This is a genomic window from Puniceibacterium antarcticum, assembly GCF_002760615.1.
In the GTDB taxonomy this organism is placed as follows: domain Bacteria; phylum Pseudomonadota; class Alphaproteobacteria; order Rhodobacterales; family Rhodobacteraceae; genus Puniceibacterium; species Puniceibacterium antarcticum.
On record NZ_AWWI01000051.1, the window covers coordinates 1 to 20,873 of the forward strand.

The window sequence follows — 20,873 nt, forward strand, 5'->3', positions numbered from 1 at the left end:
GCACGCACACCGCTGCCCGCCGCCCCGGCGACCGCGCCGGTGGCCTTGCCCGCGGCCGAGCCGATCTTGCCCGCGACAATGCTGGGGCGGTAATCACAGACGGCGGCGGTGGCGGATTGGGCGGCAAGCATCGGGGCCGCAACGATAAGGGCTGTCAGAAAAGGGCGCATGTGAACTCCTGCTCGGGTGTTTTTTCACCAGAATAGCGGATCAAGCGCGGTTTGGGCAGGGGCAGGCCGTCACATTGGCGTGGGACAGCTGTGGGTCGCAACGGTTCAGGGCGGGGAAATCCCCGCCCCGCGCTGTTCTCAGCTGTCCATCTTGAGGGCGGAAATGAACGCCTCTTGCGGGATGTCGACCTTGCCGAACTGGCGCATCCGCTTTTTCCCGGCTTTCTGCTTTTCCAGCAGCTTTTTCTTGCGGCTGGCGTCGCCGCCGTAACATTTCGCCGTCACATCCTTGCGCATCGCGGCAAGGGTTTCACGCGCGATCACCTTGCCGCCGATGGCCGCTTGGATCGGGATCTTGAACATGTGGCGCGGGATCAGATCCTTGAGCTTTTCAACCATCGCGCGGCCCCGCATTTCCGCCCGGTCGCGGTGGACCATGGTGGACAGCGCATCAACCGGTTCGTCGTTTACCAGGATCTGCATCTTGACGAGGTAATCTTCGCGGTAGCCGGTGATCTGGTAATCGAACGAGGCATAGCCCTTGGTCACCGATTTGAGCCGGTCGTAGAAGTCGAACACCACCTCGTTCAGTGGCAGATCATAGACAGCCATGGCGCGCGAGCCGACATAGGTCAGATCCATCTGTTCGCCGCGCCGGTCCTGACAGAGCTTGAGCACATCGCCAAGATATTCGTCTGGCACAAGGATCGACGCCTTGATGCGCGGTTCTTCGATATGGTCGATGGTGGACGGGTCGGGCATGTCAGAGGGGTTGTGCAACTCGACCTCAGACCCGTCGCGCAAAAAGATCTTGTAGATGACCGAGGGCGCTGTGGTGATCAGGTCGATGTCGTATTCGCGTTCCAGCCGGTCGCGCACCACTTCGAGGTGCAGCAGGCCGAGGAAGCCGCAGCGAAAGCCAAAGCCAAGCGCGGCAGAGGTTTCCATTTCGAACGAGAAGGAGGCGTCGTTCAACGCCAGCTTTTCCATCGCATCACGCAGATCTTCGAAATCATTGGCATCCACGGGGAAGAGGCCGCAGAACACCACGGGGATCGACGGCTTGAAGCCGGGGAGTGCGACCTCGCAGCCCTTCTTTTCGGTGGTGATCGTGTCGCCGACGCGGGTGTCGCGCACTTGCTTGATCTGCGCGGTGATATAGCCGATCTCGCCCGGGCCCAACTCCTTTACCTCGAACATCGCGGGGCGGTAGACGCCGATGCGGTCGATGTCATAGGTGCCGCCGGTCTTCATCATCTTGATGCGTTGGCCTTTTTTCAGCACACCGTCGATGACGCGCACGATGACCACAACGCCCAGATAGGCGTCGTATTTCGAATCCACCAGCATCACGCGCAGCGGCTTGTTCGGGTCACCCTCTTTCGGCGGGGGCAGGCGTTTGACGATTGCTTCCAGCACCGACGGGATGCCGACGCCGGTCTTGGCCGAGATCAGGCACGATTGCGAGGCATCGATGCCAATGACATCTTCGATCTGTTCCTTGACCCGCTCGACCTCTGCCGCGGGCAGGTCGATCTTGTTCAGCACCGGGACAATCTCGTGATCCGCGTCGATGGCTGTATAGACGTTGGCCAGCGTCTGCGCCTCGACCCCTTGGGTTGCGTCCACCACCAGAAGCGAGCCTTCGACCGCGCGCATGGAGCGGGAGACCTCATAGGCAAAGTCCACGTGGCCGGGCGTGTCGATCAGGTTGAGGATGTAGGTTTCCCCATCTTCCGCGATGTATTCGATGCGGACAGTGTTGGCCTTGATCGTGATTCCACGCTCGCGCTCGATATCCATCGAGTCGAGAAGCTGTTCCTTCATCTCCCGTTCGGTGACGGTGTTTGTGGACTGGATCAACCGGTCGGCCAGGGTGGATTTCCCGTGGTCGATATGGGCGACGATGGAGAAGTTGCGGATGTGCGAAAGCTGGGTCATGGTTCGGGATATGATGCGGATTTCATGGGTGGTCAAGGTGGCTGAGCTGCGTGGCGGGAATAGCCGGGACATTCGCGGACATTCCCGCGCGGGGGATGGTAGGGTGAGCGCCGCCTGACGGGTGTCGCATCTGTCGCCAACCCCATGGCATCCCCTGCCCATCCATGTTTACCTGCCCCCAACCAAAGGAGATGCAGATGCAGATCACCCGTGCAGGCGCGCAGGCCACAAACCCCGGACCGGCCGCATATTTCACCGGAGAGGTGACAATCGAACCCGTGCCGACGCCCGGCGCCCCCTCCCGGGTCAATGCCGCGCGCGTCACCTTTCAGCCCGGTGCGCGCACCGCCTGGCACACCCATCCCTATGGTCAGACGCTGGTGATCCTGTCGGGGCTGGGTCGCGCGCAGACGGACGGCGGCCCGGTGCAGGCGCTGAACCCCGGCGATACGCTGTTCTTTGCCCCGGGTGAGCGGCACTGGCACGGCGCAGCGCCCGACAGCGCCCTGTGCCACCTTGCCCTGCAAGAGGCCAAGGACGGCTCTGCCGCCGACTGGCTGGAGCAGGTGAGCGAGGCTGAGTATTCCGCCCCACCTGCAGACTGACGGTCATCCCTTTCGTTGATGCGGGAAACACCCCGCTTCTTCTCTTTCCCAAATACGCAAATCCCACCTTGCCACTGGCACCACGCCCGCTGGCGCAGTAAGACGACGGTATGCTCAATCAGATCCTTCACGGCACGCCCACCGGGCAGCCTCCGCTTCTTATCGTGCACGGGCTTTACGGTTCTGCGCGCAACTGGGGTGTCATCGCCAAACGTCTGTCCGACGACAGGCAGGTGATCGCCGTCGATCTGCGCAACCATGGCGACAGCCCCTGGACCGACAGTCACAGCTACCGCGACATGGCCGATGACCTGGCCGAGGTGATTGCCGCCCATGGCGGGCGGGCCGATGTCATGGGGCATTCCATGGGGGGCAAGGCGGCGATGGTGCTGGCGCTGACCCATCCCGATGCGGTCAGCCGCCTGATCGTCGCGGATATCGCGCCGGTGGCCTATGATCACAGCCAGATCCAGCACGTGCGCGCCATGCAGGCGGTGGATCTGTCGCAGGTAGAGCGCCGCTCGGACGCTGTGGCGCAGCTGGCGGAGCATGTGGCGGACCCGGCGCTGCAGGCGTTTTTCACCCAGTCGCTGGATGTGAAGGACAAGCGCTGGAAGCTGAACCTGGACCTGCTGGCGCAGGAGATGCCAGGGATCCTGGATTTTCCGCAGATCGACGCGCAGTTTGATCATCCCACGCTGTTTCTGTCGGGGGCCGACTCCGATTATGTGCAGGCGGACCATCGCCCCGCGATCCGCGCGCTGTTCCCCAAGGCGCGTTTTGCCAAGATTCCCGGCACGACCCATTATCTGCATGCCGAAAAGCCCCGCGATTTCGAGGCGTCTGTGCGCGCCTTCCTGGATTTTGCCGCTCTGCCCTGATCCGCCGCAGATTTTGTTTTCTGAAAACTGCTGATCGAACTTGGTAAAGGGGGCCCGCCCCCCTTGGCCTGCCGGGCGCGCCGTTTCATGCTCTGCCTCAAAGGAGGCAAAGCATGGCCTGTCATACGCCCAGCGGATCAGTCCTCGATGCGAAAGCCGTCCTGCAGCCAAGGCATCTGCTGCAGCGCGGGGGTGATCACGCCGTCCTGCACCAGATGGCGCATGGTGCGCGCCACGTCGCGCGGCACGTTTTCCGCCCAGTCCACACTGGCAAACAGCGAAATCCGGCGTGCAAAGGGTTTGAAGGGCAGGGGGTGCGCCTCGATCTGATCCTGCAGGCGGTGGGCGCGCATGTAGCCCAGCGGGGTGGTGATCGCCCAGCCCAGCCCGCGCGCCACCAGCGTCATCAGCGTCAGATGGGTGCCGATCTCGAATCGCCCGGGAAAGTCCAGCTTGAGCCTCATCAGATGCGCCTCGACCTGGCGGCCGATGAACTGGTCGCGGTCGTGGCGCAGCAGCGGCAGCGTCTGCATCATGCCTTCGACCGAGCCTGCGTCCTGCGCCGCGCCGCGCGGGCAGACCAGCAGAAACGGGTCGCGCACCAACGGATATTCGGCAATCCCCGTCATCTGCGCGCCATTGCTGGCGGCCACGGCGATGTGCAGGTGGCGCGCCTGCATCGCGGCGGTGATTTCGTGACTGGGGGCGCTGATCAGCTTGAATCGGCAGCGAGTCAGGCTTTCGGCCAGAAGTGTGACCAGTCGCGGGGTCAGATCATTGTCGAAATCGTCGATCATACCGAGGTTGAGCGTGCTCAGATGGCTCAGATCCATCACGGTGAGTTCATTCTGCGCCAGCCGCAGCTGGCCCAGAATGCTTTGGGTGCGGGTCAGGAACGACCGCCCCGCCGGGGTCAGCACCATGGGCCGTCTGGCGTGATCCATCAGATCGGCGCCCAGAGCAGTTTCCAGATTGCGCATCTGCTGGCTGACGGCGGGCTGGCTCAGCCCCGTCACCTCGGCCGCCTGCGCGACCGATCCGCTGGCGGCGAGCGCCTCGAACACCTCAAGCCCGCGCAGGGTCACCCCTTTGAGCATACCGCCGCCCCCCCCCCGATCCTTTGGCCAGATCCTTTTGCACGCGGATCCGTCCCGGTGCCACATTCACCTTTTGTGAAACTCTCTTTGCCCAGCGTCAATCGGGAATACCCGGAACAGGACCAGCCCCATGCCCCCGCGCCAGATCAAATCCGCCCCCGGCCTGCCGCCGCAAACCTCGCGCGATACCGCCGACACGGTGCAGATCATGCTTGCCCGTATCGCCATGCAGGGCGATGCGGCAGTGCGCGACTATGCCCATCAGCTGGATGGCTGGCAGGGGGATATCGTGGTTGCGCCCGAAACGCTTGCCGGGGCTGCGGCACGCATTCCCAACGATCTGCGCGCCGCCATTGAGTACGCCCATGCCAATATCCGCGCCTTTGCGCTGGCCCAGCGCGGCAGCCTGACAGAGTTCGAACTGGAGCTGCGCCCCGGTCTGATCGCCGGGCAGCGGGTGATCCCGGTCAGCTGCGCGGGCGCCTATGTGCCGGGCGGGCGCTATGCGCATATCGCCTCGGCCCTGATGACCATCACCACGGCCAAGGCCGCGGGCGTGCGCCATGTCATCGCCTGCTCACCGCCCCGCGCCGGCGGCATCCCCCCGGCCATCCTCTACGCCATGCATCTGGCCGGGGCGGACAGCGTGCTGGCCCTTGGCGGGGTGCAGGCCATCGCCGCGCTGGCGCAGGGCTGTTACGGTCCCGCCGCCGATATCCTGACCGGTCCCGGCAATGCCTATGTGGCCGAGGCCAAGCGCCAGCTGTTCGGCCCCACCGGCATCGACATGGTGGCCGGGCCCACCGACAGCATGATCCTGGCGGATGCGACAGCCGACCCCGCACTGGTGGCGCTGGACCTTGCCGGACAGGCCGAACATGGCGCCAATTCTCCGGTCTGGCTTGCCACCGACCACGCGCCGCTGGCCAATGCCGTCGCGCGCCTGATGCCACAAACCCTTGCCCGCCTGCCCGAACCCAACCGCAGCGCGGCCAGTGCCGCATGGGGCGCTCTGGGCGAAATCCTGCTCTGTGAAAACCGCGAAGAGATGGCACAGACCGCCGACCTCTATGCGCCCGAACATCTGCATGTGCAGGCCGCTGACCTTGATTGGTGGCGGGGCCGGCTGACCGCGTACGGCTCACTTTTCCTTGGCGCGCAAACCACAGTGGCCTTTGGGGACAAGGCGGCAGGGCCGAACCATGTCCTGCCCACCGGACGCGCGGCGCGCTATACCGGGGGATTGTCTGTGCATAAATTCCTGAAAACCGTCACCTGGCAGCGTGTCACCGGCGCTGCCCTGCCGGATCTTGCCCGCGCCACCGCCGTGATCAGCCGGGCCGAGGGGATGGAGGGGCATGCCCTGACCGCCGATGCGCGGCTGATCGGGCCGGAGTTGTGAGCTCCCCCGTGTCTTGGCCGTTCAGAGACCAGATCGACCTGGGACACCGGAACCGGCGGTTCCGGTATTGTCGTGAGCGGCGGTCAGAGGCTCGCCGCGACCGCAGGTCTCAGTAGCCGCGGCAGCTTTGTTCAGCCTGAGCGCTGAAGGCTTTGTACCGCTTCCAGAAGTTTTCGTGATTGGGCCGGTCAGACTGGCGGATTTCCTGCGCGCGGTGCGGGTCCTTGAAAAACGTCACGGCGATGCGCTGGTCCTGACGGCTCAACTCTCGGTTCGCAACGGTCTGAATGCAGCCACACAGCTGCGAATTGCGCGCCTTGCGATCCGAGGTCATGCAAGCCGTGTTGACCGGACCCGAGGAAAACGTGGTCACCCGCCCGTAATTGTCTGGTGCCCGCTGTCCACCGCATCCCGCCAGTATCGCCAGCGCCACCGCCCCACAGAGTATCCGCATCTGTCCCGCCCCTGATCTGCCCAAATTCCCGGATGCCTGCCCGGGGCTTGCCCCCATGTTTCACGCATCCCTGCCTCGGGCAGTTCTACCCCGAGAGGGCACAGAGGTTCAATTCACGATTGTAACAGACCGCACAGCTGGCCAAAGTTTATGCCACCGGGCGCGGGGCTTATCGCGCGCACAGGCGCGTCGCCGCAATCGCATTGATCTTGAAGAATAAAACTGGTGCTGTGAGGGAGGATTGAACTCCCGACCTCACCCTTACCAAGGGTGTGCTCTACCACTGAGCTACCACAGCAACCGTCGCCTGACTGGCGTGGCGGGTGATTAGACGCAATTCTCATTCGGTGCAAGGGCAATCTGGACGCTTTTTACCCTCTGCGTTACAGAGGGCGCATGGAGCAGAAACCAAGCCCGCCGAAAACACCCAAAGATCACCGCGAAGCCCGGCTCAAGGCCGCGCTCAAGGCGAATCTGTCGCGTCGCAAGGCGCAGGCCCGGGCCCGGACGGGCGACACGCCGCCCGCAGAGGGCGCAGAAAAGAACAAAGGATAACAGGCATGGATTCGATTATCGTCACGGGGGGCGGGCCGCTGTCCGGCCAGATCCCCATTGCAGGCGCGAAAAACGCCTGCCTCACCCTGATGCCCGCGACGCTGCTCAGCGACGAGCCGCTGACGCTGACCAATGCGCCGCGCCTGTCGGACATCCGCACCATGACCACCCTGCTGCAATCGCTGGGTGCCGAGGTGCAGAGCCTGCAGGACGGTCAGGTGCTGGCCCTGTCGAGCCACAATATCCACAACCACACCGCCGATTATGACATCGTGCGCAAGATGCGCGCCTCGATCCTTGTGCTGGGCCCGATGCTGGCGCGCGACGGTCATGCGGTGGTGTCGCTGCCCGGCGGCTGTGCCATTGGGGCGCGCCCCGTCGATCTGCACCTCAAGGCGCTTGAGGCGATGGGGGCCGAGCTGGAGCTGCGCGACGGTTATGTGCATGCCAAGGCGCCTGCCGGGGGGTTGCGCGGGGGTATCGTTGATTTCCCCATTGCCTCGGTCGGGGCGACGGAGAATGCGCTGATGGCAGCGACACTGGCCAAGGGTACAACTGAGATCCGCAATGCTGCGCGCGAACCCGAGATTGTCGATCTGGCCCAGTGCCTGCGCAAGATGGGCGCGCAGATCGAGGGCGAAGGCACATCGACGATCACCATTCAGGGGGTCGACCGTCTGGGCGGGGCGACGCACCGTGTGGTCACCGACCGCATCGAGCTGGGCACCTATATGCTGGCCCCGGCGATCTGCGGCGGAGAGGTGACGTTGCTGGGCGGGCGAATCGATCTGCTGGCCGCCTTCTGTGAAAAACTCGACGCGGCGGGCATCAGCGTCACCGAAACGCCCGAGGGCCTGACGGTTGCGCGCAAGAATGGCCGCATTCAGGCAGTGGATGTGACGACCGAACCCTTCCCGGGCTTTCCCACCGATCTGCAGGCACAGATGATGGCGCTGCTCTGCACCGCCGAAGGCACCTCGGTGCTTGAAGAGAAGATCTTTGAGAATCGTTTCATGCATGCGCCGGAGCTGATGCGCATGGGGGCCAGAATCGACGTGCACGGCGGCCATGCCACCGTCACGGGTGTTGCAAAGCTCAAGGGCGCGCCGGTCATGGCGACCGATTTGCGCGCCTCGGTCTCACTTATCCTCGCGGGCCTCGCGGCTGAAGGGGAAACCACGGTGAATCGCGTCTATCATCTGGACCGCGGCTATGAACATGTGGTGCGTAAGCTGTCCAGCGTGGGGGCCAAAATCGAGAGGGTAAAAGGCCAATGACCGAAGATGCACGCTTTGAAGACGGCACAACCCGTCCGCTGAACCTTGGCGCGATGGATATCGAAGACCTCGCCGTTCTGTCGGCGCTTGCGCAGGATGCGGTGTTTCCGGTGTCCGAAATGACCTGGCAGCCGAAACACCGCCGTCTCGCGCTGCTGATCAACCGCATGCGGTGGGAGGATCAGACCGTCGCGACCCGCCCGCCGGAACGGGTGCAGTCGCTGCTGGTGATCGAAAACGTGCTGGGCGTCGGCAGTCAGGGTGTGGACCGGTCGGACCGTGACACCGTCCTGTCGCTGATGTCGGTGACGTTCGAGCCGGGCCCGGATGCCTCTGGCAACGTGCTGCTGACCCTTGCCGGGGATGGCGCATTGCGGGCCGAGGTCGAGGCGCTCGAAGTCTCGCTCCGGGATGTGACCCGCCCCTACGTCGCCCCCTCTGGCAAGGTGCCGCAGCACCCGCAATAATCCCGCACTCCAGCCCCCATTTTGTGAAACCCCGTTTCATCTGCCCCTAAATATCCCGGGGGGGGGTGGGGGGGGCTGGCCCCCCCGGTGCGACGCATCCCAAAACGCACCGCAACCCGCCGCTTGAGGCCTGCCGCCCCACGGGCTATGTCGGCGCAAAGCAAAGGGGTCTGCCATGCCGGTCTTTCTCGACACCACCCAGCCCGATTTCGAGGCATCCTTCAAACAGCTGCTCAGCGCCAAGCGCGAGGACAGCCCGGATGTGGATGATATCGTTGCCGCAATCATCGCCGATGTGCGCAAGCGCGGCGATGCCGCCGTGCTGGATCTGACGGCGAAATTCGACCGTCTGCAGCTGACGCCCCAGACCCTCGCCTTTGGCCGCGAAGAGGTTGACGCCGAAATCGCCAAGGTTTCGCCCGAAGACCGCGCCGCGCTGGAACTCGCCGCGCAGCGCATCCGCGCCTATCACGTGCGCCAGATGCCCGAAGATGCGCAATGGACCGATCCCGACGGCGCGACGCTGGGCTGGCGCTGGACGCCGGTGGCGGCGGCGGGCCTGTATGTGCCCGGTGGGCTGGCAAGCTATCCGTCCTCTGTTCTGATGAACGCGATTCCCGCCAAGGTGGCAGGCGTGCCGCGCCTCTGCATCACCGTGCCGACGCCGGACGGGGTGATCAACCCGCTGGTGCTTCTGGCGGCGCGGATCAGCGGCGTTGATGAAATCTATCGCATCGGCGGGGCACAGGCGATTGCAGCACTCGCCTATGGCACCGAAACGATCCCGGCGGTGGACAAGATCACCGGCCCCGGCAATGCCTTTGTCGCCGCTGCCAAACGCCGCGTCTTTGGCAAGGTCGGCATCGACATGATCGCCGGCCCGTCGGAAATCCTTGTCATTGCCGATGCGGACAACGATCCCGACTGGATCGCGCTTGATCTGCTCAGCCAGGCCGAACATGACGAAAGCGCGCAGTCCATCCTGATCACCACCGACGCCGCCTTTGGTCAGGCCGTGGCGCGGGCGGTGGAAAAACGGCTGGAAACGCTGGAACGCCGCAAGATCGCCGGGATCAGCTGGCGTGACTTCGGCGCGGTGATCACCGTGCGCGATCTGGCCGAGGCGGCCGCGCTGTCCGACCGTATTGCCCCCGAACACCTCGAACTTTGTGTCGCCGATCCTGAAGGCCTCAGCCAGACCGTCACCCATGCCGGGGCGATTTTCCTGGGTCAATGGACGCCCGAAGCGATTGGCGACTATGTGGGCGGGCCGAACCACGTGCTGCCCACGGCGCGCTCTGCCCGCTTCTCCTCGGGCCTCTCGGTGCTCGATTTCGTCAAACGCACCACGCTGGCGCGCATGACACCCGAGGCCCTGCGCGCCATCGGCCCCGCAGCCGAACGGCTGGCCACGTCGGAAAGCCTTGAGGCGCACGGATTGTCTGTCAGCGCACGGCTGCAAAAGCTGAACGATCCCGGGGCATAACCCCGGGGGCAGGGGGCAGACACCGCCAAAACGGCCCCCCCGCCAAACGGCGCAATTGCCCAGTGGGTCAGAACAGGTTACGCATTATTAACCGGGATCGCAGGCAAGGGGGTCCGTCCATGAGCCATATCGCACATATCGAACTGGACGACGCCAATTTGCCGCCGCCCACGCCCGAGATCGAACAGGAACGCCGCGTCGCGATGTTCGATCTGATGGAGCATAATTCCTTTGTTCTGCCGCAGCGGGATGACCGCATCGTGCCGTCTGGCCCCTATAATGTGGGTCTGTCGATCCGCGAAAAGCGGCTGGTGTTCGATGTCGTGACAGAAGCCCACGAAAAGGCGGCGGAATTCCATCTGTCGCTGTCGCCCTTCCGGCAGGTGGTCAAAGATTACTTTCAGATCTGTAAAAGCTACTTCGAAGCGGTCAAGAACCTGCCGCCCAGCCAGATCGAAACCATAGACATGGCCCGGCGCGGCATCCATAACGAAGGGGCGCGTGTTTTGCAGGAACGGCTGGAGGGCAAGGTGACGATCGACGATGACACTGCCCGGCGTTTGTTCACCCTGGTCTGTGTTTTGCATTTCGGGGGCTGACGGGTGCCACGCACGCTGCCACAATCCGTCCTGTTTTGTTGCGACCACAACGCCGTCCGCTCGCCCATGGCCGAAGGCATCATGAAAAAGCTTTACGGTTTCGACACCTATGTGCAATCCGTGGGGGTGCTGAACGATCTGGATGTCGACGGCTTTGCCATCGCCGCCTGCAAGGAGATCGAGGTCGAGTTGTCGCGCCACCGGGCGCGCAATTTCGACGATCTCGAACACTATGGCGAGACGCTGTCAGGCTTTGATCTGATCGTCGCCATGTCACCCGCGTCCCAGCGCAAGGCGCTGGATCTGACGCGGCTGTTTCATCTGTCGGTCGAATACTGGCCGATCATGGATCCCACCGGCATCGGTGAATGCCGCGAGGCCAAGCTGAACGCCTACCGGCAGACGCGGGATCAGATTTTTGACCAACTCAAAGGAAAATGGGGACAGTGATGGGCAAGGCGACTTTGGCGCGGTATTTCGATTCCTTCAACCGGGGGGACACGGCGGGTATGCTCGACTGTCTGTCCGAAGATGTGGCGCATTATGTGAACGAGGGTCAGGTGCGCATGGGGCGCGAGGCTTTTGCCGAATTCTGCGCCCATATGGACCGCTGTTATGATGAAAAGCTGACCGAACTCGTGCTGTTCGAGGCCGAGGATGGCGCGCGCGGTGCGGCGGAATTCATGGTCAACGGCACCTACCTTGAAACCGACGCGGGCCTGCCAGAGGCGAAAAACCAGTCCTATCGCCTGCCTGCCGGGTCGTTCTTTTCCCTCGTCGATGGCAAAATCACCCGCGTGGTGACCTATTACAATCTGGCGGACTGGATCAAACAGGTCTCGTGATGCGGGTCGAGGTTCTGACAGGCGCCGCGCTGGTCGCGGCGCTGGACGATGTGGCGCGGCTGCGGATCGAGGTTTTTCGCAGCTGGCCCTACCTCTATGACGGCGACCTGGAATATGAGCGCAGCTACCTGCAAACCTACCGCGACAGCGCGCGCGCAGTTCTTGTGGGCGCATTTGACGGCGACCGGCTGGTCGGTGCCTCAACCGGTGCCCCGATGAGCGAACATGCCGAGGATTTCGCCACCGCCTTTGACGCCAGCCCGCTTGCCATAACGGATGTCTTCTATTGCGCCGAATCGGTGCTGCTGCCCGAATGCCGGGGGCAGGGGGTCGGGCACCGCTTCTTTGATCTGCGCGAAGACCATGCGCGGAAACTCGGCTTTGACTTTGCCGCCTTCTGTTCCGTCCAGCGCCCGGCGGATCATCCGCTGAGGCCCGCGCACTATTCCCCGCTGGACGCCTTCTGGCGCAAACGCGGCTATGCGCCGCTGGATGGTGTGATCGCGCAGTTCCGCTGGAAGGATGTGGATCAGCCAGAGGAAACCGCCAAGCCCTTGCAATTCTGGGGCAAACGGCTCACTTCGCAACCATGATCTCCGAACCCGCCTTCTGAGCACAGGAACCCCAGATGAAAATCGCCACAGCCGCCTATCCGATGGACTTTCTGCCCGACTGGGACGCTTACGCCGCCAAGATCACATCCTGGGTGGCCGAGGCGGCGGGCAATGGCGCGGATCTGCTGCTGTTTCCGGAATACGGCTCGATGGAGCTTGCCACGCTGGCCGGGGCGGATGTCGCTGGTGATCTTGAGGCGTCGCTGCACGCCGTTTCGGACCGTGTGCCGGACGCTGACGTGCTGCACGCCCGGCTCGCACGGGAATATGGCGTGCATATCGTGGCCGCCTCTGCCCCGGTGTTTGATCCCAACATCGGCCCGCGCCCGGTGAACCGCGCCCGCCTTTTTGCGCCCAGCGGCGCCAATGGCTGGCAGGACAAGCAGATCATGACCCGGTTCGAACGCGAGGTCTGGGGCGTTGTCGCAGGCCACCCGCTGACCCTGTTCGACACAGCCCTTGGTAAACTTGGCATTCTGATCTGTTACGACAGCGAATATCCCCTGCTGGCGCGCGCCCTGTCAGAGGCCGATCTGATCCTCGTGCCGTCCTGCACCGAAGCCTTGAGCGGCTACTGGCGCGTGCGCATCGGGTCGATGGCCCGCGCGCTGGAACAGCAATGCGTGACGGTCATGTCCTCGACCGTTGGTGCCGCCAGCTGGTCAGAGGCGGTGGATACCAGTGTGGGCATGGGCGGCATCTTTGGACCGCCCGACACCGGATTTCCTGCCACCGGCGTCATCGCTGAGGGCACGCTGAACCAGCCGGGCTGGACCTACGCCGAGGTCGACATCGCCCATGTCGCAGATGTGCGCGCCAATGGTGTCGTTCTGAACCGTCAGCACTGGATCGAACAGCTGGGCCGCGATGTCCCTGCGCCCATCGTGCAATTGGGCTGATTTGGGCCTTGAAAATCTGACGGAATGCGCCCATTTAGTGCTGCGCTCTGCAGATAGACAGAGTCGGTAACTCAGGAGAGACCATGGCCAAGGAAGATACGCTCGAATTTCCCGGTGTCGTGAAGGAACTCCTGCCGAATGCGACGTTCCGGGTCGAGCTTGAAAACGGCCATGAGATCATCGCACATACGGCAGGAAAGATGCGCAAGAACCGCATCCGTGTCCTCGCAGGCGACAAAGTACAGGTCGAAATGACCCCCTACGATCTGACCAAGGGTCGGATCAACTATCGCTTCAAGTAAGCGCATGATGACCGCTGTCCCGTCATATGGCCGCAAGGCCAGGCTGAAACGCGCGCCGGGGCAGGCGTGAAGCTGATCCTCGGCTCTGGCAGTCCGCGCCGTCGTGAACTGCTGGCCCAGCTGGGGGTCGTGGCGGATGACATCCGCCCCCCCGATATTGACGAAGATCCCCATCCCCGCGAACTGCCGCGCCCCTATTGCGTGCGCCTCGCGCGGGAAAAGGCTCTGGCCGTGCAGGCGGATGACGATGACATCGTCCTCTCTGCCGACACCACCGTCGCGCTGGGCCGTCGCATCATGGGCAAACCACAAAATGCAGGCGAGGCGGCGCAGTTTCTGCTGGCCCTGTCCGGACGGCGTCACCGGGTCATCACGGCGATGGCCGTGCGGCGCGGCTCCCGGATCTGGGAACGCGACGTCGTGACAGCGGTCAAGATGAAGCCGCTGTCGGACGAGGAACTCAACGCCTATCTCGCCACCAATGACTGGCAGGGCAAGGCCGGCGGTTACGGCATTCAGGGGCCTGCGGGGGCGTTCATCCCGTGGATTTCCGGGTCGTTCACCGCCGTTGTCGGCCTGCCGCTGACTGAGGCCGCGCATCTTTTGCGCGCCGCCGGATATCCCCTTTGGAAGGAGCAGCCATGAAAGGCCGCACCATCGCGCTTGACCATCTGAACGGGCAGGAAGCTGCCGCACTCATGGTGGACGGCGTGCTTCAGGACCTGTTGGTCGACACCGATCTGCCGCGCCCCGGCACGGTCTACCGCGCCATCGCCATGCGCCCGATGAAGGGGCAGGGCGGCATGTTCCTGAGTTCGCCAGACGGACCCTGTTATCTGCGCCAGATCAAGGGGTTGGCCGCCGGTCAGCCGCTGCTGGTTCAGGTCACAGGCTACGCCGAGGCGGGCAAGGCGATTCCCGTCACCACCAAGATCCTGTTCAAAAGCCGCTATGCCATTGTCACCCCCGACGCGCCGGGGTTCAACGTCTCACGCTCGATCCGGGATGAGGAAGAGCGCCTGCGCCTGACTGAACTGGCGCATGAGGTGATGGAAGAGGGTACAAATGGCCTGATCCTGCGCTCCTCCTGTGCGGGCGCCGATGCGGATGAAATTGCCGAAGACATCCGCGCGATGTCTGACCTTGCCACCACGGTGATGCAGGACCTGACAGGCGACGCCGAAACCTTGGTCGAGGGCGACAGCCCCCATGCCATCGCCTGGCGCGAATGGACCGAAGAGGCCAGCGTCGACACAGACGAGGGCAGCTTTGAAAATCAGGGCGTTCTGGACGCGCTTGAGGAATTGCGCGGCCCCAAAGTCTCGCTGGGCGAGGGGTCGATGTATATCGAACCCACCCGCGCGCTGGTCGCAGTGGACATCAACACCGGCGGCGACACCACCCCGGCGGCGGGTCTCAAGGTCAACATGGCCGCGATGAAGGATCTGCCCCGTCAGCTGCGCCTGCGCGGTCTGGGCGGTCAAATCACCATCGACATGGCACCGGTCCCGAAAAAGGACCGCCGCACCATAGAATCCGCCCTGCGCGCCGCACTGAAACTCTGCACCATCGAAACGACCCTCGTGGGCTGGACCCCGATGGGCAATCTCGAACTGCAGCGTAAAAGAGATCGGATCGCCCTGTCACAGGTGCTGGCGTGAGCTGTCCGATCTGCAAACGCAAGACCGATCCGGCCTATCGTCCCTTCTGCTCAAAACGCTGCGCGGATGTGGATCTGGCCAAATGGATGACCGGCAGCTACGCGCTGCCGTCTGACGATCCGGATGATATCGAAGCCGCACTGGATGCGGTGCTGAATGCGTCCGAAACACCGGACAAGCCGCACTAAAGCGTCCTGCCTCACACTCATCGCTTGTTTGCTGCCTGTCGGCTGCGCCCCCAAAGCGAAAAGCGATGAGTGTGTTTCCGGTCAAAGGCAAACCGCTTTAAAGCGGTTCGCGACAGACTTCACTCCCTTATTTGCGGCCTTTCTGGCAGTGCTGCCGCGCATCACTGGACGCCGCGGGGCAGTCGGTCATTGCGGCCCGCGCGGCCTGATCCTACTGTCCCGGCAATTCCCCGCAGCTGCCCTGTTCACCTGCGGTCGGGATACCCCGGAACTGCCGCAATGGATTGACGCTATGACAGATTTCCCACATGCCCGCTGACACCCAACCCATCGTCGTGATCGGCGCCGGGATTGTCGGCGTCTCCACCGCCCTCTGGCTGCGCCGCTTCGGGGCCGAGGTCATATTGCTCGACCGCGCCGCACCGGGCGAGGGCACATCACATGGCAATGGCGGTGTGCTCGCCGCCTGCGCCATGCTGCCGGTCACCGCCCCCGGCCTGATCCAGAAGGCGCCGGGCATGCTGCTGGACCCCAATGCACCGCTGTTCCTGAAATGGGCCTATCTGCCGCGCCTGATGCCCTGGCTGCTGAAATACCTCTCAAACGCCAACAGCGCTGACACCCGCCGCATCGCTGACGGCTTGTCGCCCCTTGTTGCGGACAGCGTCGATCAGCACATGGCGCTTACCGACGGGCTGGCGGCGCGGTCCTTTGTGACGCCCGGCGATTATGTCTATGCCTATGCCAACCGCGCGGATTTCGACTCCGAGGCGCGGTCTTGGGGCCTGCGCGCCGAACACGGCTTTCTGCCCGAGGTTATCGAAGGCGACGCGGTGCGCGACTATGAACCGACCCTCGGCCCCTCGATCAGCTGCCTTGCCGTGCTCAGGGATCATGGCCATGTCCGCGACCCCGGTGGCTATGTCAAAGCCCTGGCGCGGGATTTTGTGGCGATGGGCGGGGTGATCCGTCAGACGGACGTGCAGGATGTCACTCTGACCGACGGGCGCATCACCGCCTTGCTGACCCGGGACGGCGCGATTCCCTGCAGCCGTGCGGTGATCGCGGGCGGGGTCTGGTCCGGGCCGCTGATGCAAAAACTGGGGCTGAAGGTGCCGATGGAATCCGAACGTGGCTATCACATCGTGTTCACCGGCGCGCAGAACGGCCCCCGGGTGCCCTTCATGATTCAGGCGGGCAAATTTGTCGCAACGCCGATGGATGCCGGGCTGCGCTGCGCCGGGATCATCGAATTCGGCGGGCTGGACGCCGCCCCGTCGCGCGCGCCCTTCGATCTGCTGCGCCGTCAGGTGAAACGCGCCTTTCCGGGGCTCACGCATGGGCAAGAGGTTGAATGGATGGGCCACCGCCCCGCGCCCTCTGACAGCCTGCCGCTGATCGGGCAGATCCGTGACACTGGCGTCTATACCGCCTTTGGCCATCACCACATCGGCCTGACCGCCGGGCCAAAGACCGGGCGTCTGCTGGCGGGGCTTTTGACCGGGCGACCGTCCAACACCGACCTTACCCCCTATCGGCCGGGGCGGTTTGCCTGAACGCGCCGCCACCGGGGTGTTGCATGCGGGGCTGAGCGTGACATGATCTGCCCCGAACACACTGCCCCAATCACACTGCGGCCCCGCCCCGGCGGCCCGCGCTGTCTAAACCCGAGCTGACCCAAAAGGTGCGATGATCCTTGGCCCCGCTGCACATCCTTGCCCGCCACGCGCGGCTCTGCCTTGTTCTGGGGCTGCTGGCTGGTCTGGCCCTGCCGGATGTGGCGCGCGCGATGCGCCCTTGGCTGCCCGAACTGGTCGCGCTCTTGCTGTTCCTCACCGCGTTGCGCGTCGGACCCCGGGCGGCGTTGGGCGGTCTGGCGCTGGGGCGGCGGTCGCTGTCGGTGGTGCTGGTGCTGCAGGTGGCACTGCCGCTGACGGCCCTTCTCCTCTTTGCCCTCTTCGGCGTGCTCGACACCCCCTTTGGCCTCGCCGTGCTGCTGATGCTGGCCGCACCCTCGGTCACCGGCGCGCCGAATTTCGCGATCATGGCGGGGCAGGACCCGGCGCCTGCGATGCGGGTGCTGGTGCTGGGCACTCTGCTCTTCCCGCTGACCGTGCTGCCGCTGCTGCTCATGCTGCCGCAACTGGGCGGCACGGGGGCTGCGCTGCGGGCGGTGGTCTGGCTGATCGCAATCACCATGCTCGCCGTCGCCGGGGGCTTCGCCTGCCGCACCATTCTGCTGCCCCGCCCGAGCGATGCGCAGATCCGCGCGCTCGACGGGATATCCGCCCTCGCTCTGGCGGTGATCGTCGTCGGCCTGATGTCCGCGATCGGCCCCTTGCTGCGCAGCGATCCAACCCGCCTCACGCTCTGGCTGCTGGCCGTCATGGCGGTAAATTTCGGCCTGCAACTGGCCAGCTTTGCCCTCATGCGCAGACGCTGGAGCGGCGAGGGCTGGGCCGTCCCCGTCTCGATCATCGCGGGCAACCGCAACATCGCGCTGTTTCTGGTGGCACTGCCTGCCGGCGTCACCGACCCCTTGCTGCTGTTCATCGGCTGCTACCAGATCCCCATGTACCTCACGCCCATTCTACTAAGGCGCCTTTATGACCGATGACCCGACCTTCCCCCGCATCCGCAGCGCCGGCACAGACGGTCTGCTGGTCAGCTTTGGCGAGCGTCTGTCAGAACCCGCCAACCGCGCGGCGCTTGCCTTTCGCGCCGCCGTGGACCGCGCCGGCTGGGCGGGGGTCGAGGAAACCTCGACCTCCCTCGTCTCGACCTATCTGCGCTTCGACCCCCTTGGCCCGGGTGCGGACTCCATCCGCCCGCAGCTCGAAACCCTGCTGGCCGAGAAAACCTGGACAGACGCCGACCTCCCCCAAGGGCGGCGTTTCTTCCGCATCCCCACCGTCTACGGCACCGACCGCGCCCCGCAACTGGCCGAGGCGGCAGAGGTTGCCGGGCTGAGCGTCGAACAGGCCATCGACTCGATCTCAAACGCCCGCGTCCGCGTCACCACCATCGGCTTTGCCCCCGGTCAGCCCTATCTGGGCGAATTGCCCGAGGTCTGGGATATTCCCCGCCAAAGTGCGCTGACCCCCACCGTGCCCATGGGCGCGCTGGTGGTGGCGATCCGTCAGCTTGTCCTGTTTTCCGTCACCACCCCCACCGGCTGGCGTCACATCGGGCAGACCGCCTTCCGCCTGTTCCGCCCCGACAGCGACACGCCCTTTGTGCTGCGCCCGGGGGACGAGGCGCAGTTCATCCCCACAGCCCCTGATCAGCTCGCCAATATGGACACCGACCCCGACGGCGGCGCCACGTCCGAGGTGATCCGATGAGCACGCTCACCGTCCTCAGCATTGGCCCCGGCGTCACCGTGCAGGACATGGGCCGCAGCGGCACGCTGGCCTATGGCCTCTCGCGCGGTGGCGCGATGGACCGTCTGGCACTGGCCGAAGGCGCCGCACTGCTCGGCCAATCCGCCGACCTCGCCGTTCTGGAAATGGCTGGCATGGGCGGGCGGTTCGAGGCGGGCCGCGATCTGCGCATCGCCCTGACAGGCGCCACCATGCGCGCCACCATCGACGGGGCCAAACTCGCCTGGGGGGCGTCGCACCTGCTGCCCCGGGGCGCGATCCTCGACATCGGCCCGGTCACGGCGGGCGCCTATGGCTATCTGCATGTGGGCGGCGGCATCGACCTGCCGCAGATCCTTGGCGCGCGATCCACCCACCTTGCCGCTGGTCTGGGAAAGGTGCTGGCCACGGGCGATCAGCTGCCGCTGGGCACGGATACAGGCGGCGACACAGGCCTGCACCTGCCGCAAAGTGATCGCTTCAACGGCGGCACGATCCGCGTCGTGCCCAGCCTGCAAACCGATCTCTTCCCACAGGATCAGCGCGACAGGTTCACCGCGACCCGCTTCAGTCGCGACACCCGCGCCAACCGCATGGGCGTGCGCCTGGCCAGCGAGGGCGAAGGTTTCAGCGTCTCGGGCGGCTTGTCGGTAGTGTCCGAACTGATCGTGCCGGGCGATATTCAGGTGACAGGCGACGGCGCCCCCTTTGTGCTGATGGCCGAAAGCCAGACCACCGGCGGCTATCCCCGCATCGGCACTGTTCTGCCCTGCGATCTGCCCCGCGTCGCACAGGCCCCGGCGGGGGCCACGCTGGACTTCCGCTTTGTCACCATGGACGAAGCTTTGGAGGCCGAACGCCGCTTCCGCGCCGAGATCAAGGCGCTGCCGACCCAGATCAAACCGCTCGTCCGCAACCCGCACGACATCCGCGACCTGCTGTCTTATCAGCTGATCAGCGGCGTGACGACGGGGTATGACCCAGAAGGAGACATGACATGACCAGGACCGTCGATCTGAACGCCGATATGGGCGAAAGCTTTGGCCCTTGGGTGATGGGATCGGACGCCGATCTGCTGCGCGTCATCACCTCGGCCAACATCGCCTGCGGCTTTCATGCCGGCGACTGGGACGTGATGGCCCAAACCATGCGCGAGGCCGTCGCCAACGGCACCGGCATCGGCGCGCATCCGGGTTTTCCCGACCTGCAGGGCTTTGGCCGCCGCCGGATGGATTTGCCGCAGGACAGCTTGCGCAACCTCGTGCGCTATCAGCTCGGCGCCGCGCGGGCCATGGCCGCAGCCGAAGGCGGTGTGGTGCGGCACCTCAAACTGCACGGCATGCTTGCCAACATGGCCTCTGCTGATGCCGCCATGGCGCGCGCCTGTTATCAGGGCGCGCTGGATGTGGACCCAGACATCATCATCATGGTGCTGGCCGCCACAGCCCAGCAACAGGCGGCCGAGGATCTGGGCTGCACCTGGGCGGGCGAAATCTTTGCCGACCGCGCCTATAATGACGACGCGACGCTGGTCGACCGCAGCCTGCCCGGCGCTGTGATCCACGATGCGGCCCTAGCCGGGCGGCGGATGGTCGATATGGTCAGGTCGGGTGCCATCATCACCGAAAGCGGCAAACATATTCCGGCGGCGGTGGACACGATCTGCCTGCACGGCGACGGCAAGACGGCGCTCGACATCGCGCGCTCGGTCAAGGCCGCGCTTGAGGCTGACGGCGTGACGCTGAAACCCTTCGCGGGGCGCAAAGGGACGGTCGGCTAAGGATACTCAACAGAGGGCAGCGCCAGCCCGCCACGCCGCAGGCGTGCCGTCGGCACTATGTGCCTTCATTCCGGGCTGGGTGCTCGTTTCTAAGAAAGACTCGCGGACGCCCCCTCACGGACGGATCAGCAAAACCTGCACATCGGCCACATTGGTGCCCGTCGCCCCGGTCGTCAGCAGATCGCACGCCGCCTCCAGCGCCGCGTAGCTGTCGTTATTGCCCAGCAGCGCACCGGCATCCTGACCCGCCTGCGCAATCCGCGCTGCCGTGCCCGCATCCACCACGCC

The 20,873-nt window shown here is 64.6% G+C and carries 25 protein-coding genes and 1 tRNA gene; 21 read left to right on the forward strand and 5 right to left on the reverse strand.

Annotation, left to right across the window (positions count from 1 at the left end):
- Positions 1-308 precede the first annotated feature (308 nt).
- Positions 309-2,111, reverse strand: coding sequence for a translation elongation factor 4 (lepA, locus tag P775_RS06845; protein ID WP_099910286.1), 1,803 nt, complete (start codon positions 2,109-2,111; stop codon positions 309-311).
- 197 nt (positions 2,112-2,308) lie between these two features.
- On the opposite strand from lepA, the gene P775_RS06850 reads away from it, so the two are divergent.
- Both P775_RS06850 and P775_RS06855 read left to right on the forward strand, forming a co-directional pair.
- A complete protein-coding gene (locus P775_RS06850) occupies positions 2,309-2,716 on the forward strand; it encodes a (R)-mandelonitrile lyase (RefSeq protein ID WP_099910307.1) in 408 nt (135 codons plus the stop codon).
- 110 nt (positions 2,717-2,826) lie between these two features.
- Positions 2,827-3,597, forward strand: a complete 771-nt coding sequence (locus P775_RS06855) for an alpha/beta fold hydrolase (RefSeq protein ID WP_099910287.1) — start codon at positions 2,827-2,829, stop codon at positions 3,595-3,597.
- A 137-nt stretch (positions 3,598-3,734) separates the two neighbouring features.
- On the opposite strand, the gene P775_RS06860 is transcribed toward P775_RS06855, so the two are convergent.
- On the reverse strand, positions 3,735-4,694 hold the full coding sequence (locus P775_RS06860; RefSeq protein WP_099910288.1) for a LysR family transcriptional regulator: 960 nt from the start codon (positions 4,692-4,694) through the stop codon (positions 3,735-3,737).
- Positions 4,695-4,824: 130 nt separating this feature from the next.
- Between P775_RS06860 and hisD (P775_RS06865) the strand changes: the two genes are divergently transcribed.
- Positions 4,825-6,096: a histidinol dehydrogenase gene (gene hisD, locus P775_RS06865; protein WP_099910289.1), complete on the forward strand. Its 1,272-nt coding sequence runs from the start codon at positions 4,825-4,827 to the stop codon at positions 6,094-6,096.
- A 109-nt stretch (positions 6,097-6,205) separates the two neighbouring features.
- Here the strand turns inward: hisD (P775_RS06865) and P775_RS06870 are convergent, their stop codons facing one another.
- Both P775_RS06870 and P775_RS06875 read right to left on the reverse strand, forming a co-directional pair.
- Positions 6,206-6,550, reverse strand: coding sequence for a hypothetical protein (locus tag P775_RS06870; protein ID WP_099910290.1), 345 nt, complete (start codon positions 6,548-6,550; stop codon positions 6,206-6,208).
- Positions 6,551-6,773: 223 nt separating this feature from the next.
- A tRNA-Thr gene (locus tag P775_RS06875) sits at positions 6,774-6,848 on the reverse strand.
- Between the two features lie 98 nt (positions 6,849-6,946).
- Between P775_RS06875 and P775_RS27965 the strand changes: the two genes are divergently transcribed.
- From P775_RS27965 to P775_RS06960, 18 genes are all read left to right on the forward strand, one after another.
- A complete protein-coding gene (locus P775_RS27965) occupies positions 6,947-7,105 on the forward strand; it encodes a hypothetical protein (RefSeq protein WP_180287357.1) in 159 nt (52 codons plus the stop codon).
- Between the two features lie 5 nt (positions 7,106-7,110).
- Positions 7,111-8,382 (forward strand): UDP-N-acetylglucosamine 1-carboxyvinyltransferase, encoded by a 1,272-nt coding sequence (gene murA / locus P775_RS06880; RefSeq protein ID WP_099910291.1) that lies wholly within the window; start codon positions 7,111-7,113, stop codon positions 8,380-8,382.
- Positions 8,379-8,849 (forward strand): DUF2948 family protein, encoded by a 471-nt coding sequence (locus tag P775_RS06885; protein WP_099910292.1) that lies wholly within the window; start codon positions 8,379-8,381, stop codon positions 8,847-8,849. Before murA ends, P775_RS06885 begins: the two co-directional genes overlap by 4 nt.
- Before the next feature lie 175 nt (positions 8,850-9,024).
- The gene (gene hisD, locus P775_RS06890; RefSeq protein WP_099910293.1) at positions 9,025-10,335 is read left to right on the forward strand and encodes a histidinol dehydrogenase; all 1,311 of its coding nucleotides are present in this window, start codon (positions 9,025-9,027) and stop codon (positions 10,333-10,335) included.
- A 119-nt stretch (positions 10,336-10,454) separates the two neighbouring features.
- Positions 10,455-10,934: a UPF0262 family protein gene (locus P775_RS06895; RefSeq protein ID WP_099910294.1), complete on the forward strand. Its 480-nt coding sequence runs from the start codon at positions 10,455-10,457 to the stop codon at positions 10,932-10,934.
- Positions 10,935-10,937: 3 nt separating this feature from the next.
- Positions 10,938-11,384: an arsenate-mycothiol transferase ArsC gene (locus P775_RS06900; RefSeq protein ID WP_099910295.1), complete on the forward strand. Its 447-nt coding sequence runs from the start codon at positions 10,938-10,940 to the stop codon at positions 11,382-11,384.
- Positions 11,384-11,779, forward strand: a complete 396-nt coding sequence (locus tag P775_RS06905; RefSeq protein ID WP_099910296.1) for a ketosteroid isomerase-related protein — start codon at positions 11,384-11,386, stop codon at positions 11,777-11,779. Before P775_RS06900 ends, P775_RS06905 begins: the two co-directional genes overlap by 1 nt.
- A complete protein-coding gene (locus P775_RS06910) occupies positions 11,779-12,372 on the forward strand; it encodes a GNAT family N-acetyltransferase (RefSeq protein ID WP_099910297.1) in 594 nt (197 codons plus the stop codon). The genes P775_RS06905 and P775_RS06910 overlap by 1 nt, the downstream gene beginning before the upstream one ends.
- A 35-nt stretch (positions 12,373-12,407) precedes the next feature.
- Entirely contained in the window at positions 12,408-13,292 is an 885-nt protein-coding gene (locus P775_RS06915; RefSeq protein ID WP_099910298.1) for a carbon-nitrogen hydrolase family protein, read from the forward strand.
- 83 nt (positions 13,293-13,375) lie between these two features.
- The gene (infA, locus tag P775_RS06920; RefSeq protein WP_005978431.1) at positions 13,376-13,594 is read left to right on the forward strand and encodes a translation initiation factor IF-1; all 219 of its coding nucleotides are present in this window, start codon (positions 13,376-13,378) and stop codon (positions 13,592-13,594) included.
- A 66-nt stretch (positions 13,595-13,660) separates the two neighbouring features.
- The gene (locus P775_RS06925; RefSeq protein ID WP_099910299.1) at positions 13,661-14,239 is read left to right on the forward strand and encodes a Maf family protein; all 579 of its coding nucleotides are present in this window, start codon (positions 13,661-13,663) and stop codon (positions 14,237-14,239) included.
- The gene (locus P775_RS06930; protein WP_099910300.1) at positions 14,236-15,255 is read left to right on the forward strand and encodes a ribonuclease E/G; all 1,020 of its coding nucleotides are present in this window, start codon (positions 14,236-14,238) and stop codon (positions 15,253-15,255) included. Before P775_RS06925 ends, P775_RS06930 begins: the two co-directional genes overlap by 4 nt.
- Positions 15,252-15,443 carry a DNA gyrase inhibitor YacG gene (locus P775_RS06935; protein ID WP_099910301.1) on the forward strand — a complete coding sequence of 64 codons (192 nt, stop codon included), beginning with the start codon at positions 15,252-15,254 and terminating at the stop codon, positions 15,441-15,443. Before P775_RS06930 ends, P775_RS06935 begins: the two co-directional genes overlap by 4 nt.
- A 308-nt stretch (positions 15,444-15,751) precedes the next feature.
- Positions 15,752-16,999, forward strand: a complete 1,248-nt coding sequence (locus tag P775_RS06940) for an NAD(P)/FAD-dependent oxidoreductase (protein ID WP_099910302.1) — start codon at positions 15,752-15,754, stop codon at positions 16,997-16,999.
- Positions 17,000-17,139: 140 nt separating this feature from the next.
- A complete protein-coding gene (locus P775_RS06945) occupies positions 17,140-18,060 on the forward strand; it encodes a hypothetical protein (RefSeq protein WP_099910303.1) in 921 nt (306 codons plus the stop codon).
- Positions 18,050-18,787, forward strand: a complete 738-nt coding sequence (locus P775_RS06950; protein WP_099910304.1) for a 5-oxoprolinase subunit B family protein — start codon at positions 18,050-18,052, stop codon at positions 18,785-18,787. The genes P775_RS06945 and P775_RS06950 overlap by 11 nt, the downstream gene beginning before the upstream one ends.
- Positions 18,784-19,806, forward strand: a complete 1,023-nt coding sequence (locus tag P775_RS06955; RefSeq protein ID WP_099910305.1) for a 5-oxoprolinase subunit C family protein — start codon at positions 18,784-18,786, stop codon at positions 19,804-19,806. The genes P775_RS06950 and P775_RS06955 overlap by 4 nt, the downstream gene beginning before the upstream one ends.
- Positions 19,803-20,585 (forward strand): LamB/YcsF family protein, encoded by a 783-nt coding sequence (locus P775_RS06960; protein ID WP_099910306.1) that lies wholly within the window; start codon positions 19,803-19,805, stop codon positions 20,583-20,585. The genes P775_RS06955 and P775_RS06960 overlap by 4 nt, the downstream gene beginning before the upstream one ends.
- Positions 20,586-20,699: 114 nt before the next feature.
- On the opposite strand, the gene P775_RS06965 is transcribed toward P775_RS06960, so the two are convergent.
- The gene (locus P775_RS06965) at positions 20,700-20,870 is read right to left on the reverse strand and encodes an MOFRL family protein (protein ID WP_425439892.1); all 171 of its coding nucleotides are present in this window, start codon (positions 20,868-20,870) and stop codon (positions 20,700-20,702) included.
- Positions 20,871-20,873 lie beyond the last annotated feature (3 nt).